This window comes from Atribacterota bacterium, from assembly GCA_039638595.1.
In the GTDB taxonomy this organism is placed as follows: Bacteria; Atribacterota; Atribacteria; order Atribacterales; family Caldatribacteriaceae; genus Profundicultor; species Profundicultor thermophilus.
Window position 1 is genome coordinate 71,837 of record JBDIWM010000004.1, and the last position, 16,101, is coordinate 87,937.

Genomic DNA, 16,101 nt, shown 5'->3' on the forward strand with positions numbered 1-16,101 from the left:
CGTATCAGTAATGTCCCCCTTGGAAACGCTTCCCACGTTTATTGAAGATTGAATTTTTTCAAGAAATATCTTTCTCCAAAGGCAAAAAAACCTGCACAACCACTTCTCCTTCGACACCAAAACTTACCTCCATTTTACCTCCCACTCTTTGCAGTGCCTTTTCTATAAGGTAAATACCCAGGCTTTTTCCTGGAAGCTCTTTCATTTTGCGAAAATGTTCCCATTTTGCAAGAAGTTCTTGGGCGGAAATATTCTCAGGAAGGGCGTTGCAAAATACAAGAACGAGATAATCGCCTTCAAGAGCCCAGGAAAGAGTGACGGTACCCTTTGGGGGACTGAATTTCACCGCGTTGGAAAAGAGATTCGAAAACAGGAGATAAAAATCACCCCGGGAAAGAGCGACACTTTTAGAGGAATCGCCTAAAAACGGTACATATTGCCAGCGTAACTTTTTTTGGGCTATCTCCTCCTGCCAATTTTTTTCTACCAGGGCTATGACTTCGGTAACGTCCCTCCAGGAAATATGCCCTCTTCTTTGTAAAAGGGATAGGCTGCGGAAATTGTTCAGAGTTTCTTCCAAACGAACAATCTGTTCCTGGAGCTTCAATACGGTTTCCCTCTTTTCAGGTACAATCTCGTCTTGCAAAATCTGGACATACCCTTTAAGAATGGTCAAGGGCGTTTTCAACTCATGCCCCAAAGCCGTAAGGAAAAACTGAATTTCGGAAAACCATTGCGTGGCATCAGGCGAACTATCAAAAACAAAGAGAACAGCCTCTTCAATGGGACAAGAAAGGAGACGATATTCTTTCCCGCCAAGACGGAGTGTGGTGTTTTCTTCTAAAACGATCTGCCCCACAAAAGGGAATTCATGAATCCACCGTGGCACACTCGAAAATGGGATACCCGTGACTCGAAAAAATTCTCCATTGGCCGTAAAAGTCTGTGATGTGACCAAAAAACACAAAGCAGGCTTTTGAAGGCAGTCGAAAATATCCAGAATTTCCGCTAGTCGGTCTCGACACTCTCTTTCGCCAACGGCATTCTTTTTATCCCTCTCACTTCGCTTCGGAATCAGGAAGGCAAAAAGCTTACGCCGCAGGAGGTTCAAAACGGTACCCCACTCCCCGCACAGTAACGATAAAACTCCCCATTTCGCCAAGTTTTTTGCGTAGATTCGTAATGTACACATCCACAATGCGATCCGAAACAAAATTTTCCTCTCCCCACACTCGATTGAGAATCATTTCCCGAGAAAATACTCGCCGAGGGTTTCGCATCAAAAGTTCCATGATTTTAAACTCCCGGAAAGAAAGGTCAACTGTGTCTTGATTGACCCGCAAGGTCAACTCATCCCCGTTGAGGACCAGATCCCCCATGCGATAGATTCGTCCATGCTCCACAATCTTTTCTGTTAAACGTTCCAAACGTCGTTTGACTACCCGAACACGAGCCAGTAATTCCCGTAAATCGAAGGGTTTCGTAATGTAGTCCTCGGCACCCAGTTCCAAACCTACAACCACATCAACCGGATCATCTTTGGCCGTTAGCATGATCACGGGGACATCGCAAAAACGGGAATCCCTTTTTAAATATTTAAAGAGCTCAATTCCATCAATACCAGGTAACATCAGGTCTAAGAGGATAAGGTCTGGGACTTCCATGGTTGGCAACTGTTCTAAAAACTCTTCAGCACTCCCGAAGGAACGGATATCGAAACCCTCTTTATGGAGGAAATAGGTCACAAGTTGAGCAATTTCAGCTTCATCTTCGATCAGAACAATTCGAAAGCTCATCCTCACCACCAACACTTTTTCCAAACTCAAAAAAAACGGTAAAGGAACTGTGGAATCTTACCCGTATCTTTTTGAAAAGAGTATACCAGAAAACGGAATCCTGATAAATGCTTAATCAACCATGGAAGTATGGTAATATATTGGTGTTAAAAAGATGCTCCATCCAAAGTTAAAGTTTTTTAATATTAATCGTACAAAGGGGGTATTTCTTTTGAAACAGGCACTGGGACTCATCGTCGGTAACCGCGGTTTCTTTCCCGATGAATTAGCTCGAGAGGGCAGGGAAAAGATGATGGCCATTCTGGAAAAGATGGGTTTTGAAGTTGTAACCCTCACGCCTCAGGACACCAAATTTGGAACGGTGGAAACTTGGGAAGACGCTCAAAAATGTGCCCGCCTCTTTGACGAAAATCGTAAAAAGATAAGCGGGATTGTGGTGACCCTCCCCAATTTTGGCGACGAAAAAGGTGTGGCATACGCCATTCGCCATTCGGGTCTACAGGTACCGGTTCTCGTCCATGCCTTTCCAGACAAAACTTCAGCTTTGGATGTCAAAAACCGTCGAGATAGCTTCTGCGGGAAGATGTCGGTATGCAATAATCTCAGACAGTTTGGAATTCCCTTCTCCTTGACCAGCTTCCACACCGAAGACCCAGACAGCGAAAATTTTCGCGAAGACATGGAATGGTTTGCCGGGGTGTGCCGGGTGATACAGGGACTCAAAAATGTAAAGGTAGGAGCAATTGGCGCCCGTCCCAATGCTTTCAACACCGTTCGCTATTCGGAAAAAATGCTTGAGGGATACGGTATTTCAGTAGAAGTCGCCGATTTGTCGGAAATCCTGGGCAAGATGGAAAGACTCAAAGACGGTGACCCACTCGTCCAAGAAAAGGTCAAAGAAATTAAGGACTATATCGATACCTCCTTGGTTCCAGAAGAAGCGCTGGTTAAAATGGGCAAATTGAAAGTGGTGCTCGAAGAATGGGTGCAAGAAACCGGGGTATCGCTCCTTGCCTTTCAGTGTTGGACCTCTATCGAAGAAAATTTCGGGATCATGCCCTGCACGGTGATGAGCATGTTCAGCGAAAACCGTATTCCTTCGGCTTGTGAAGTTGACGTTACCGGAAGTTTAAGCATGTACGCCCTGCAGCTTGCCTCCCAGAAACCTTCAGCCCTGGTGGACTGGAATAATAATGTTGACGATGATCCAGATAAAGCCATCCTCTTTCATTGCAGCAACTTCCCAAAGTCACTTCTTGAAAATGCACGCATGGGCTTTGGAGATATTATTTCCTCGACGTTACCCAAAGAGAATGCCTACGGTACCTGTTACGGCATGATTCCTCAGGGACCACTCACACTGTGCCGCCTGACTACCGATGACCTGAATGGTATAACCGGTTACATCGCCGAAGGAGAAATCACGGGTGAAAAACTTGAAACCTTTGGTGGCGTGGGAATCGCCAGGATTGACGCATTGCAGGATTTACTTACCTTCATCTGCGAAAGAGGTTTTGAACACCACGTCGCTATGAACCTATCCCTGGTGGGGGATATCCTTTTCGAAGCTTTCGACAAATACCTTGGTTTCGACATCTACTGGCACGGAGAGTAGTAAAAAAGAGCCTGGAATAGCTTCCAGGCTCTTATCCCGTTATCACCAGAATGGCGAGGAAAACCAGGCTTCCTGCAGTGGCGACATAAAGTGGCACATATTGTTCCAGGAAACGCACCCATATAAGGTGCAAGCCAAACATAATCGAAATTCCATAAAAGAATCGGTCCCAGAGGTTGGTTTTAAAAGGAAAAATACGCACGGCCTTCCTCCTAATCTTTGACTGCTCCAAAGGTCAAACCAGCGATAATATGTTTCTGGGCAATTCCAATGAAGACAATCGCCGGAATGAGGCAGACTACCGAAACCGCAGCCATTTCTCCCCAGTTCGTTCCAATCACTGTGACAAATTCGGCCAAACCTGTAGTAATGGTTCGAGAACGGACGCTGGTGAGGATGGCAGCAAAAAGGTACTCATTCCAGGCAAAAATCCAGTTTAAAATCGCCGTAACCATGATTCCTGGTTTAGCCAGAGGAATGATCACATGCCACAAAAGCCCCCAAAGAGAACACCCATCAATTAACGCCGCTTCATCAAGTTCCTTAGGAATTCCATCCATCATCCCCTTTAAGAGCCATATGGCAAAAGGGAGATTAAAAATGCAGTACAGAAGAACGAGACCAAACTGACTATCCCGCAATCCCAAACGGGTAAACATGAGAAAGAAAGGAACAATGAACACTGCCGGAGGCGCCATACGGTTGGTAATGGTCCAAAAAAAGAGGTTATTGGAACCAGGAACTCGAAAGCGGGAAAAGGCATAGGTGGCAAGGACCGCCAGGCATACTACAAGCAGGGTATTACCTGAAGCGATGAGCAGAGAATTAACCAGATACCTCCCATACACGTCCTGGAAGAAAGGACGGTAGTAGTTTGGGCTATAAAAGGAAGTTTGAATTAAGCGGGGACCAAGAAATACCTCTAACCTGCTACGAGCGGAAACCACAAACATCCAGTAAATAGGAAAGAGAGTAGCCACAGCGATGAGAATACACACCAAATACACAAAGAACATTCTCCAGGTCTTTTTTCCACCACCCATTTAGGCTGCCTCCCGTGAGGAAGAGATAAACGTCAAAAGCAAGAAACAGATGATTATGGTAAGATATAGAAGGAAAAGCGACATGGCTGAACTATATCCATATTCCATCGACTGCAGCACCAGTCGTACCAGGTGAATGCTCACATAGCGAGTGGCCGTTCCCGGACCACCACTGGTAAGCATCCAGACTTCATCGAAAACCCGGAAGGTGTCCATAACTCGAATAAAGAGCGTGGTGAGAAGAACCGGCTTAAGCAGCGGAATGGTCACGTAACGGAACGTTTGCCAGCGGTTGGCTCCATCAACCAGTGCAGCTTCATACGGCTGATTGGGTAACGAAGTGAGTCCGGCCATAAAGGTTAACACCACAAAAGGGGTCCAGTGCCAGATATCGACAAGCACCGTGGTAAAGAACGCTTGATTGGCACTGATACCCATATTATATTCGATACCAACCTTCCGAAAAAGAAAAGGAAGCGGTCCAAAATCTGGATTGGTGATGAGTACCCAGATACTCCCAATGGTGATGGGTGCCATGGCTAAAGGGAGGGTCATAATGGTTCGAAAAATACCTTTTCCTTTAAAGTTAAGTGTGAGGAGGTTGGCAATGAAAAGCCCCAGGGGAAGTTCAATACCACAACATAGCGCCACAAAGGTAAGCCCCAAACGAAGCGATCTTAAAAAATCCGGGTCAAAAACCAGCTTTCGAAAGTTATCGAACCCTGTGTAACGAAAGGGAACCTTGGCAAACACGTTGTATTTAAACGCACTTAAATAAATGACATAAATAACCGGAATAACCCCAATAAAAATCATTAAAAAGAGTGTGGGGGCGATAAGCCCCCACACCTGCTTTCGGTTCTCCTTCACCGTTTCCTTCCTCCACTAATAGCCCAGGTCTTCCATCAAGGCATCGACCTCTTTAGCCAGTTCATCCAGCGCGTCTTCCGGAGCAATTTCGCCGGCTACCGCTTTGGAAACCCACTTGAGGTACACCTCATTGAGCGGACGGTGCATGGGCAGAGCCGGAGCACCAGCAAAGAGAGCTCCTGCATCTTTCAACATGGTGAAGTACCCACCAGTCTGAGCATCAAGGTCTTTCACCAGAGGATCTTCAAAGGTGGATTTCCGTACCACTCTGGTTGCCATCTTGGCGAATTCGCCCTGCCACTCTTTGCGCATGCACCACTGAATAAAGAGCCAGGCTGCCTCTTTATTCTTGGCACTATGGGGAATCCCCAGAGCACCACCATCGTAGTACCCGATGTACCCTTTGCCAGCCTTGACTTCATCCATCACCCCAGGTGCAGTCGGAGGCAGCGCAACGGCAATTTTCCCGACTACTGCAGATTTTGAAGCATCGGTAGCAATCCAACCCAGGTTCTCAAGGTAAATAATTCCCTGAGCAATCTTCCCGGCACCAAAAACAGCTCCAGTTTCGTCCCAGGTGTAGGTACGGACTCCCGGAGGCGCATACTGCAACATATCGACGTACCAGCGGAATGCCTTCTTGGCCTTTTCACTATTGAGCGTTCCACCCTTGTCAACGTTGGCTCTCATGTTCTCCAAATTAATACCCCAGTTGTAGACACCCCATGCCGGCCAGATGGTCTCGCACATCTCATACGCCACACAGGGGTGAGTCTTAGCCTGAGCTACATGACCATAAAGTTCAATCCCCTTCTCTTTACCGTACTCGGTGAAGAACTTGGCGATATCGGTGTACTGTTCCCAGGTGGTGGGCACAGCCAGGTCATATCCATACTTTGCTTTGAAAGCAGCCTGAATTTCGGGATCGTTGAAAAGGTCAGTACGGTAAATGTACGATTTTAAGAACGCCTCAAAGGGAATTCCATAAATATTGCCATCAGCGTCTTTGAAATAGTTGATGAACGAAGTGAAATCAGCCAGGTCAAAATCGGGATGGGTAATGTTGGCATTGTCAATGAAAGAGTTGAGACTGGTTAACCATTTTTGCGCCAGATACGCATAGATGATATCTTGCTCTACATAGATGAAATCGTAAATTCCGGCACCGGACTGAAGATCCTGGATGCTCTTGTTGTACATCTCGTCCCAGGAAGTGACTTCGAATTCTACTTTGATGCCAGTGAGCTTTTCAAACTCTGGTGCTGCCACTTCCACCATGGCCTTGGAAGGAGGAGTGCTCTCCGAAATACCACGAATCACAACACCTTTATATGGCTCAGCTGCCTTCTGCCACCACTCAGGATTATTGACTGCTGCAAAACACCAGGAAGACGCAAAAACCAAAACACCCACAAGAAGAATCACAACTCCAAGTTTCTTCATGGCTTTAAACCACCTCTCCTTTCAAATATGGTTTCCATACGATGAACCTGACCCGCACACTTTTAGTTCCTCTTCCTCTATCACCCCCTTAAACCATAGTATATCCGCCGTCCATAACGAGAACACTTCCCGTCATATAGGAGGAAGCGTTGGAAGCTAGAAAGACGCAGGGGCCTTTAATTTCCTCAGGTCTTCCCAATCGTTTCATGGGCGTGAGTTCCCGCCACAATTTGGCATACTCTGGATATTGCAAGAGCAAATCCTCAACAAGCTTGGTCTCCATGTACCCCGGAGCAATGGTATTGACGCGAACATTATATGGCGCCCATTCCATAGCCAGAGATTTGGTCAGCATGATTACCGCACCTTTGGAAGCATTGTAGTGGGACTGGGGTTGGGGAACATTCGCCGCGATACCAGACATGGAAGAAATGGTGATGATGCTCCCCTTTTTCCGTTTAATCATTTCCCGACCCACTGCCTGACAACACAGAAAAACTCCCGTAAGGTTAATGGAAATGACCCGATTCCAGTCTTCAAGGGACATGTCTTCTGCCTTCACCCACTGTCCAACCCCAGCCGAAGCGACAAGAATATCAATTTTCCCAAAAGTATCGACCGTTTTTTGCACCATCGCTTCTACCTGATCTTGTTTGGTCACATCAACCTGTATTATTAAAGACTGCATTCCGAACGTTCCAATCTCCTGGGCAACATCCTTCGCTTTTTCTAAGTTCACATCCGCCACCACCACTGAAGCCCCAGCTTCAGCAAGGGCCAGGCTCATCTCCCGACCCAAACCCTGCGCACCACCAGTAACAATGGCTACCTCTCCATGAAGGTCAAACAGCTCCTGGACAGCCAAAAAGAATCATCCCCTTTTTCCTCAATTGTTTAAGAGTGGTCGGGGCGAGCCGATTTGAACGGCCGACCACTCGCACCCCAAACGAGTGCGCTTGCCAGGCTGCGCCACGCCCCGACAGCGGCAAAGACTTTGCAAGACCTCATTCATTATACCAAGGTGACCACGCTTCTTCAAGGTCATTTACAATTTCATTTACAATTCCAAATACAATTCTCACCGTTCTTCATGGTAGGAAGAAAGAAGGTATTTCTCCCTTAAAATAGCCTGATTTCGCTCTTCCTCTTCCTCTTTCCAGTTATCCTTTTTCACCACAACTCCCCACCATTTACCGAAACTTTCGATGATTGCCTGTTCAATCTCAATTCGCCACTCTACGCCAAAACCCATCTCCGTAAGGCTAAGGAAATTCTTTTCCAGTTCCTGCAAAACAACCTCTTTTTCCCGAAAACACGACGCAAATCGTTCCCGATCGATGCGAAAGGGCAAAGAAACCTGAAAAAGACTCCCCCCTCGACCTCGAGCCTGAGCTATTCCAGCAATTTTTTTGCCGCCTACCGTGAGTTCATGGGGAAAGGTCAGCGAAAAACAGGCCGGTGAAGCAAGATAAAGAGGAATATTCATGATTTCTTGATCAACCGGTATACCCAAACCTTTCAGAGCCTCCTGTAAGACGCTTTTGAATTCCCGGTAAGCTTGGCGAGGTGAAAGGGGGTTCCCAGGAAGAGCAAGACTCAGGGTCACTTCCTCTCCGTGCAGAATTGCTCTGCCCCCCGTCGGTCGACGTACCAGAGGAATATTGTGAGATTTTAGGTATTCCCGGTTGATTCCTTCCGTTTTCTGGAACCTTCCCACCGAAAGCGTCTCTTCCTGCCACCGAAAGAAACGGAGCACTACAGTCTCACTTCTGGCGAGACCCTCCCACAGGACCTCATCACGACTCATATTCTCAAAGCCGGAAAGAGGGGGATCAAAGAGTACTCGCAGCGTTTTTTCTCTAAACACTTGCAAGTTGCTTCCGGTACTCCTCAGAACTCAGCAAAAGAGAAAATTCGCTCAAGTCCAAAGGTTTCAGCTTGACAATCCATCCTTCTCCGTACGGATCCTTATTAATCAACTCAGGACGGTCTTTCAGTTGCTCGTTTACCGCCACCACTTCCCCGCTCAAAGGAGCATAGAGATTGGAAACCGTTTTAACCGACTCCACGTCTCCAATCCGTTCCCCTTTCTTCACCCTTGTACCAACTCTGGGCATTTCCACGAACACCACATCACCCAGTTCACTCTGAGCATGGTCCGTAATACCACACAGTACTACGTCTTCCTCCTGCTTCACCCAGAAATGTTCCGCCGTATAAAGCAGCTCTTCCGGAAGAGAAACCACAATGACACCTCCTTTTAGGTAAAGTGAAGTGGCAACCCAAACACCGCTTCGGCCGCTTCCATAACGCTTTCAGAAAGCGTCGGATGGGCGTGAATGATTTGAGCAAGTTCCTCAGGTGTGCACTCCACATGCATAGCCAGCACGGCTTCGGCGATAAGGTCCGAAGCATGAGGACCAATAATATGTACACCTAAAATTTCTCCACTTCGTTTCTCACTGATAACCTTGACAAAGCCCTCCGTTTCCCCCTCAATCAGGGCTTTTCCACTTGCCCGAAAAGGAAATTTTCCAACCTGGATCTCGTATCCTTTGGTTTTCGCTTCCTCTTCGGTGAACCCCACCGAAGCGATTTCCGGGAAACTGAAAATACAGTTCGGCACATACCGGTAATCCATCTTACGTTTCCCACCTAGGATATTTTCCACCGTTACTTCTGCCTCTTTATATGCGACATGTGCCAGAAGATACTTGCCATTCACGTCTCCGGGAGCATAAATCCAGGGTAACGACGTACGGAGCATTTCGTCAGCAAAAACTGCTTTCCCTTCCAGCTGAATTCCGACATTTTCGAGGTTGAGACCCTCAAGAAACGGTACTCTTCCCGTAGCAACAAGCACATATTCACCTTCCGAAATCCGTTCTTTCCCTTCACCATCAGTAAAAACCACTTGCAACGTGCCCAAACCAGGCTGAATCTTCTGAACCTGAGAACGGAGATAGACGGTCAATCCTCTCTTTTCCACAATCTGGGTAAGGAGTGCGGTTACTTCACCATCCACTGGGGGAAGAACCCTGGGCATCATTTCAATCACCTCGATCTTCACCCCAAAGGCGTTGAAGATACAAGCCATTTCCATTCCGATAACCCCCCCACCAATGACAACCATACTTTGAGGAAGTTCCGGGAGTTCCAAAGCCCTGTCGCTATCGATGACTCGCTCCAAATGAACCCCTTCCACAGGCAACACAGCCGGCTTCGAACCACTTGCTAAAACAATGGACCTCGCCCGAATGGTTTCTCCGTTTTCCCCGTCTTTTCCTACCTGAACGGTATGAGAGTCAAGAAAAGAAGCCCATCCTTTTATAACCTCCACCCGAGCCTTTTTGAGGAGGAACCCCACTCCTCCAGTAAGTTGCTTGACAACCCGGTTCTTACGGGAAAGCACGGTTGACCAATCGATACCCGAGTACTCCGCTTTGATTCCAAACTCACCAGCTCGGCGAACAAAATGGGCCACCTCCTGCGATTTGAACAGGGCTTTGGTAGGGATACAACCTCGATTCAGACAGGTTCCTCCCAAATCTCTCCCTTCAACCAGTACCGTTTTCAACCCCTTCTGCCCTGCCCGTAACGCGCTGGCATATCCTGCTGGTCCGCCACCGATAACTAGGACTTCGACTTCACGCAACCCATTCACCTCCATTGGGGAAAACTATCAGGAGCTTCCAGGAATCGTTCAATAGCTCGTGCTGCCTTCTTTCCTGCTCCCATTGCCGAAATAACCGTAGCAGCACCAGTGACAATGTCACCACCAGCAAAAACCCCCCGCAAGTTTGTGGCCCCGGTTTCCGGATCTGCCACGATGTACCCCTTACGATTCAAGTTCAAACCAGGAACACTCTCCAGAAATAGCGGATTGGGACCCTGTCCAATTGCCACCACCACGGTATCAATGGGAATGACAAATTCCGAACCTGGAACCGGAACCGGACGTCGGCGCCCAGACTCGTCAGGTTCTCCCAGCTCCATCTGAATACACTCAATCCCCGTCACCCAGCCATTTTCATTTCCCACAAAGCGCACCGGATTGGTGAGGATGATGCAATTGACTCCCTCTTCTTCGGCTCGCTCTACTTCCTCTACCCGGGCTGGCATCTCCTTCTTGGTCCTCCGGTACACCAGACACACCTCTTCTGCTCCCAGGCGCAGTGCAGTCCGGGCCGAGTCCATCGCCACATTCCCACCACCAATTACTGCCACCCGCCGACCGATTTTCACCGGTGTATCGAATTTGGGGAAGAGATAAGCCTTCATGAGGTTTGAACGGGTTAAAAACTCATTCGCCGAATAAACACCATTCAAATTTTCTCCAGGAATTTCCAGAAAGTATGGAAGGCCTGCGCCGGTACCGATAAAGAAGGCTTCATATCCCGCATCCCGTAAATCATCCAAGGTATAGGTTTTCCCAATGACCCGGCTCAGCTGGATTTCCACTCCCAGGGACTGGACGTAATGAACCTCCTGAGCAACAATGGCCTTAGGAAGGCGAAATTCTGGAATGCCATAAATCAAAACGCCCCCTGGAGCATGGAGTGCTTCAAAGATGGTCACCCGATATCCCATCTTGGCCAGATCCCCGGCACAGGTTAAGCCTGCCGGACCCGAACCAATCACTGCTACCTTCCGGTTACGCGAGTGGGGGAGAGATGGGGACCGAACCCCCTTTTCCCGTTCATAATCAGCCAGAAACCGCTCTAAATACCCAATGGCAATCGGTTGACCCTTTTTCCCCAGTACGCACTGCACTTCACACTGATCTTCCTGAGGACATACCCGACCACAGATAGCCGGAAGATTATTCTTCTCTTTGATTTTCACAATGGCTTCATCAAAATTTCCCTGAGCAAGAAGTTCGATAAAGCCAGGAATATCGATCTCCACCGGACAACCCTTCACACACTGAGGAGTTTTGCACTTGAGACACCGTTTGGCCTCTTCGACTGCAGCCCACTCCGATAACCCCAGTGGAACCTCGTAGAAATCCCGAATCCTTTCCTCAGGCGGCCTCTGAGGCATCTTAGGACGACCAAAAAAACGATTATTAGACGACACGAGACGCTTCCTCCTTCGCTTTCTCTACTGTCCACAACTCCAAAGCCCTCTGTTCCTCTTCTAGATAAATGCGTTGGCGGGCCAAAAGCTCGTCAAAATTCACCTTATGTCCATCAAAGACCGGTCCATCCACGCAGGTAAACTTACACTTACCCCCCACCGTCACCCGACAACACCCACACATTCCCGTTCCATCAACCATAATGGGGTTAAGGCTTACCAAAGTGGGTACATCATGAGGTTTCGTAATGACGCTCACCATTTTCATCATGATGACTGGACCCACGGCAATCACAAGATCCACCTTTTCGTTTTTTAAAATCCGTTCCAGAACCTGGGTGACGAAACCCTTCTCCCCGTACGTTCCGTCATCAGTGGTGACGAAGAGTTCATCACTCACTTCCCGCATTTTTTCTTCCCAGAAAAGCATGGTTTTGGTACGCGCACCAATGATGGAAGTAATACGATTCCCTTTCTCCTTAAGAGCCTTTGCCTTAGGATAAGTGGGGGCGATTCCCACACCGCCTCCCACGCAGACCACATGTCCAAAATTTTTCTCTTCAATTTCTCTCCCCAGGGGTCCGACAAAATCAAGGATTTCATCCCCTTCTTCCAGCGTCCCGAGAAGCATGGTGCTCTTCCCTACTTCCTGGAAAATAATGATGACGGTGCCCGCTTTTGGATCAAAATCAGCAATGGTAAGAGGAATCCGTTCACCTTCTTCAGTAATACGGAGCACCACAAATTGTCCCGCTTTGGCCTTACGAGCCACCCATGGTGCATCCACCACCATGAGCTTAATCTGCGGAGCTAAGGTTTCCTTGCGTATGATTTTGGCCACCGTTTTTCCTCCTTCTGATAGAAAATACAACTGCAATCTTCCATATTATAGCGAAAATTTTAGGAAGGTGAATTGGAAAGTAATACCAAAATCTGCGCCTTGCCAAATTTGCTTGGTCATTCAAGCCAAGACACTCATTAAAAACTAAAAAACTCTCAGAACACGCTTTCCTCAATCCTAGGAAAACCCACAAAAGCCCGACTTCCATCCGAAAAATGCGGTAACCCGATTTCATGATTACCACCCGTATTCTCAATATTTTAGTCAGATCAAAAAACCTTCTTTACACATCACTGCCAAAAATCTCGTTATTCTGACCCATGAGATGCGAAATCATGCCTTATAAGGTCCCCTAACACAGCAGCCTTGAACGGGCATACATGAATAAACCATCTCACAAAAAGACGGTGAAGCTGGCATTTCGCCCTGTAAGAGCAGAGTGCTTGCAAATAATGGGAAAATGGGAATATTTACTGTTCACTTTAAGGGGCAAATTCACGCGTTTCAACAATAATACCACCACCCAAAACGTCATGTACGTCACCATAGTAAGTAGTTAATTACTCACTCGGTGAAATAATGGAGTATAAAACACAAATAAAAGAATATTTCCCTTCACACGAAATGGCCGCACAATCCCCAAAAATGGAGGACGGGGCAAGGAGCACAAAACAATGCATCGCAAAAGCCTTTAGAACACTTTCTTGTAGGACCAGGCAAATGCGAAATGCCCTGCGCTACAAATATCCTTACCTATTTGCATTCCATTCTTTGGGGATTTGAAGAAAGGCATCCTGTACAACGTGTAAATCGAATACTCTGCTTTCCGTACCAAGATGCACCGGTTTAGGTAATCAATTTCGGCCGAACTCTCTTCACACTCCGATATGACTAAAAATGCCTGTACGCCGTGCTCATGACTTCGTATCCCAGAAGACCAATCGTAAATCAGAAAAGGCAGCCTTAGCACAATTCCAAATTCCCTTTCAACTCACATCTCAAGCGGAAGGTCAAATACGAATTCGAAACTTACTTCTATCTCCTCAAGAGCCCCAGATGACTCCAGCCCCTGGAAAAGCTCTATAAATAGCTTTCTTCTGCTCTCTAGGAAAGGAATGCGCCCAACAAGAGAGTAGACAAATGAAAAAGTCCTACAAGGTAATTATCAAACTTGGCGTTTCCATCCAACCCAAAAGAAGCACCACAAGTACATCATAGTGGTACATTGAACTTTTTGAATCGCCGGGGTAACATCACGCTACAAAAGAATTGGATCGAAAACTTCCATCCCAACATTAATCCCCACCGGTATACCTTTCAACATCTGGAGAATATCCTACAGAATCTTAACCAGGATATCAAAAAGACACAAGCAACATAAAGACTCCGCCAATTTGTATTTATGCTGATACCTTGCCTTCGAAAAAATTAACGGATCCTTTAACAGGAAAATAACCCATATAATCCGAAAGAAAGTCACTATCGTTGCTTTATCTTACCCAAGTTACTAACAATAATAGCGATAGCGATGATAACACCGATAGCTATTTCCTGATAGTACGCGCTAATGTTCAAAAGATTAAGCACGTTAGAAATCAAACCCATGAGAATCACACCCAGAAAAGTACCTAAGGCGCTCCCTCTACCACCGGTTAGGGGAACCCCCCCAATAACTACAGCAGCAATGGCACGTAGCTCTAAACCCGCACCGGTAGAGGGCAAAGCCGATCCAAGACGGGAGAGAAGCACCATAGCAGCAAGACCTACAAAAGCTCCGTTGACCATATACACCAAAATCTTTATTTTTTGGGTATTAACGCCAGATAGAAAAGCCGCCTCTTCATTACCGCCTACGGCATAAACCCGCCTACCAGTTCTCGTATAACGAAGGAGAAGAAAAAGCAATACGTAAACTCCCAAGAGGAAAAAGATAGGATTGTGAATTCCTAAAGTTGTACCCCTTCCTAGAGTAGCAAATTTGCCCCCCAAGGATTGGGTCATACCTCCAGTTACGATGAGAGCAAAGCCATAGTACACACTCCGGGTCGCCAAAGTCATGATGAAAGAAGGAGTTCTGGTTTTTGCTACGATAACGCCATTCAAGGTGCAACCGAGCAGAGCCATAATGAATCCCCACAAAATAGCCACAGTCACTTCACTTCCCTTCACTACCAGAGAAGCAGCAAAAGTCGTCGAGAAACCCACCAAAGATCCCACCGAGATATCAAAATTACCAGAAATCATCACTAATGTTGCCCCTGCAGCCACAATTCCCAGAACAGCATTTTGATTAAGGATGTTGAGCCAGTTTTGAAGAGTAAAAAAAGCAGGATTAAAAAAAGCCGTCACTCCACTCATGATGGCGATAAGAAGAAACAGGAAAAAAGATTGGTTAACCAAAATAGAACGCTTCACCCCAACCTGAGAACGAACCATCATACTACACCACACCCCTTTCCGATTACCTGACTATCCCAAGAGCACAGGCGAGGATATTTTCTTCGGCTACTTCTCCACCTTCAAGAACCTTTACCATCCTCCCATTACACATCACACCTACACGGTCACTAAGGGCAATCAGTTCAGGCATATCCGACGAAACCATAATTACAAACTTACCTGCTTTTACCAAATCCATCATCAATCGGTATATTTCTTCTTTGGCACCGACGTCGATGCCTCGAGTCGGTTCGTCAAAGATGTACACTCTCCCATTTGTCAGCAACCATTTTGCCAGAACCACTTTTTGCTGGTTCCCACCACTCAAATTTATCACTTCTTGTTCAAGATGAGGTGTGACGATTCGTAATTTCACCACGAGGTTTTCTACGCTCTCTTTTTCCTTCCTTAGATTCAGGAACTCCCTATTTTCCAGGTTAAGACGTGCTAAGGAAACATTTTCTCTCACTGACCGCACCAGCACCAAACCGGTTTTTTGACGGTCTTCGGTAATCAGACAAATCCCCTTTGCTATGGCATCCAAGGGAGAAGTAGGGGTTATTTCCTGCCCATCCAGGAGTACACGACCACTGACTCTTTTATCCAGTCCAAAAAGGAGCCGTACCAGCTCTGTCCTACCCGATCCTACCATCCCACCAATACCAAAGATTTCACCGGCATACACCTGGAAACTAACCCCCTTCACCACTCCTCCTCGCAGGTCGACAACTTCGAAGACCCCACGGGGAGTTACCGAAGGCATCATTTTCTCTCGGGCATAGAAAAGTTCTGCAGGACGACCGACCATTTCCTGAATGATGAAACCCTCGTTTACTGAATTAATATCGTGGGTAGCAACTTTCGAACCATCCTTCAAAACAGTGACACGACTGCCAATTGCAAATACTTCTTCCAGATGATGGGAAATGTAAAGGACACCCACACCCTGGCGAGTAACTTTACGTAAAACCTCAA

15 protein-coding genes and 1 tRNA gene are annotated in these 16,101 nt (G+C 47.0%); 1 reads left to right on the forward strand and 15 read right to left on the reverse strand.

Features of this window, described 5'->3' with window-relative positions:
- Positions 1 to 58: 58 nt before the first annotated feature.
- Both ABDK92_02210 and ABDK92_02215 read right to left on the reverse strand, forming a co-directional pair.
- Positions 59 to 1,111 carry a HAMP domain-containing sensor histidine kinase gene (locus ABDK92_02210; GenBank protein ID MEN3185436.1) on the reverse strand — a complete coding sequence of 351 codons (1,053 nt, stop codon included), beginning with the start codon at positions 1,109 to 1,111 and terminating at the stop codon, positions 59 to 61.
- Positions 1,092 to 1,796: a response regulator transcription factor gene (locus tag ABDK92_02215; GenBank protein MEN3185437.1), complete on the reverse strand. Its 705-nt coding sequence runs from the start codon at positions 1,794 to 1,796 to the stop codon at positions 1,092 to 1,094. The genes ABDK92_02210 and ABDK92_02215 overlap by 20 nt, the downstream gene beginning before the upstream one ends.
- A 211-nt stretch (positions 1,797 to 2,007) precedes the next feature.
- Here ABDK92_02215 and ABDK92_02220 point away from each other — a divergent pair, with 211 nt between their 5' ends.
- On the forward strand, positions 2,008 to 3,411 hold the full coding sequence (locus ABDK92_02220; protein MEN3185438.1) for an L-fucose/L-arabinose isomerase family protein: 1,404 nt from the start codon (positions 2,008 to 2,010) through the stop codon (positions 3,409 to 3,411).
- 31 nt (positions 3,412 to 3,442) lie between these two features.
- On the opposite strand, the gene ABDK92_02225 is transcribed toward ABDK92_02220, so the two are convergent.
- From ABDK92_02225 to ABDK92_02285, 13 genes are all read right to left on the reverse strand, one after another.
- Positions 3,443 to 3,613, reverse strand: a complete 171-nt coding sequence (locus ABDK92_02225) for a hypothetical protein (GenBank protein ID MEN3185439.1) — start codon at positions 3,611 to 3,613, stop codon at positions 3,443 to 3,445.
- Positions 3,614 to 3,623: 10 nt separating this feature from the next.
- On the reverse strand, positions 3,624 to 4,454 hold the full coding sequence (locus ABDK92_02230; GenBank protein ID MEN3185440.1) for a carbohydrate ABC transporter permease: 831 nt from the start codon (positions 4,452 to 4,454) through the stop codon (positions 3,624 to 3,626).
- On the reverse strand, positions 4,455 to 5,324 hold the full coding sequence (locus ABDK92_02235) for a sugar ABC transporter permease (protein ID MEN3185441.1): 870 nt from the start codon (positions 5,322 to 5,324) through the stop codon (positions 4,455 to 4,457).
- Positions 5,325 to 5,339: 15 nt separating this feature from the next.
- Positions 5,340 to 6,767, reverse strand: a complete 1,428-nt coding sequence (locus ABDK92_02240; GenBank protein MEN3185442.1) for an extracellular solute-binding protein — start codon at positions 6,765 to 6,767, stop codon at positions 5,340 to 5,342.
- Positions 6,768 to 6,855: 88 nt separating this feature from the next.
- A complete protein-coding gene (locus tag ABDK92_02245; GenBank protein ID MEN3185443.1) occupies positions 6,856 to 7,632 on the reverse strand; it encodes a glucose 1-dehydrogenase in 777 nt (258 codons plus the stop codon).
- A 36-nt stretch (positions 7,633 to 7,668) separates the two neighbouring features.
- A tRNA-Pro gene (locus ABDK92_02250) sits at positions 7,669 to 7,746 on the reverse strand.
- A 99-nt stretch (positions 7,747 to 7,845) separates the two neighbouring features.
- Positions 7,846 to 8,634 carry a lipoate--protein ligase family protein gene (locus ABDK92_02255; protein ID MEN3185444.1) on the reverse strand — a complete coding sequence of 263 codons (789 nt, stop codon included), beginning with the start codon at positions 8,632 to 8,634 and terminating at the stop codon, positions 7,846 to 7,848.
- Positions 8,627 to 9,013 carry a glycine cleavage system protein GcvH gene (gene gcvH, locus ABDK92_02260; GenBank protein MEN3185445.1) on the reverse strand — a complete coding sequence of 129 codons (387 nt, stop codon included), beginning with the start codon at positions 9,011 to 9,013 and terminating at the stop codon, positions 8,627 to 8,629. Before gcvH ends, ABDK92_02255 begins: the two co-directional genes overlap by 8 nt.
- 14 nt (positions 9,014 to 9,027) lie before the next feature.
- Positions 9,028 to 10,422 carry a dihydrolipoyl dehydrogenase gene (lpdA, locus tag ABDK92_02265; GenBank protein MEN3185446.1) on the reverse strand — a complete coding sequence of 465 codons (1,395 nt, stop codon included), beginning with the start codon at positions 10,420 to 10,422 and terminating at the stop codon, positions 9,028 to 9,030.
- A gap of 5 nt (positions 10,423 to 10,427) precedes the next feature.
- On the reverse strand, positions 10,428 to 11,810 hold the full coding sequence (gene gltA / locus ABDK92_02270; protein MEN3185447.1) for an NADPH-dependent glutamate synthase: 1,383 nt from the start codon (positions 11,808 to 11,810) through the stop codon (positions 10,428 to 10,430).
- Between the two features lie 25 nt (positions 11,811 to 11,835).
- Complete coding sequence (locus ABDK92_02275; GenBank protein ID MEN3185448.1) at positions 11,836 to 12,687, reverse strand: sulfide/dihydroorotate dehydrogenase-like FAD/NAD-binding protein; 852 nt, start codon at positions 12,685 to 12,687, stop codon at positions 11,836 to 11,838.
- A 1,479-nt stretch (positions 12,688 to 14,166) separates the two neighbouring features.
- Positions 14,167 to 15,126 (reverse strand): ABC transporter permease, encoded by a 960-nt coding sequence (locus tag ABDK92_02280; GenBank protein ID MEN3185449.1) that lies wholly within the window; start codon positions 15,124 to 15,126, stop codon positions 14,167 to 14,169.
- Between the two features lie 22 nt (positions 15,127 to 15,148).
- Positions 15,149 to 16,101: sugar ABC transporter ATP-binding protein (locus ABDK92_02285; GenBank protein MEN3185450.1), on the reverse strand; the 953-nt coding region annotated here is incomplete at its 5' end.

What these genes read in the sequence shown, in the direction of transcription:
- ABDK92_02215 (MEN3185437.1), bottom strand. Translation starts at nt 1,796, where the DNA reads ATGAGCTTTCGAATTGTTCTGATCGAAGATGAAGCTGAAATTGCTCAA.
- ABDK92_02230 (MEN3185440.1), bottom strand. Translation starts at nt 4,454, where the DNA reads ATGGGTGGTGGAAAAAAGACCTGGAGAATGTTCTTTGTGTATTTGGTG.
- ABDK92_02240 (MEN3185442.1), bottom strand. Translation starts at nt 6,767, where the DNA reads ATGAAGAAACTTGGAGTTGTGATTCTTCTTGTGGGTGTTTTGGTTTTT.
- gltA (MEN3185447.1), bottom strand. Translation starts at nt 11,810, where the DNA reads ATGCCTCAGAGGCCGCCTGAGGAAAGGATTCGGGATTTCTACGAGGTT.
- ABDK92_02280 (MEN3185449.1), bottom strand. Translation starts at nt 15,126, where the DNA reads ATGATGGTTCGTTCTCAGGTTGGGGTGAAGCGTTCTATTTTGGTTAAC.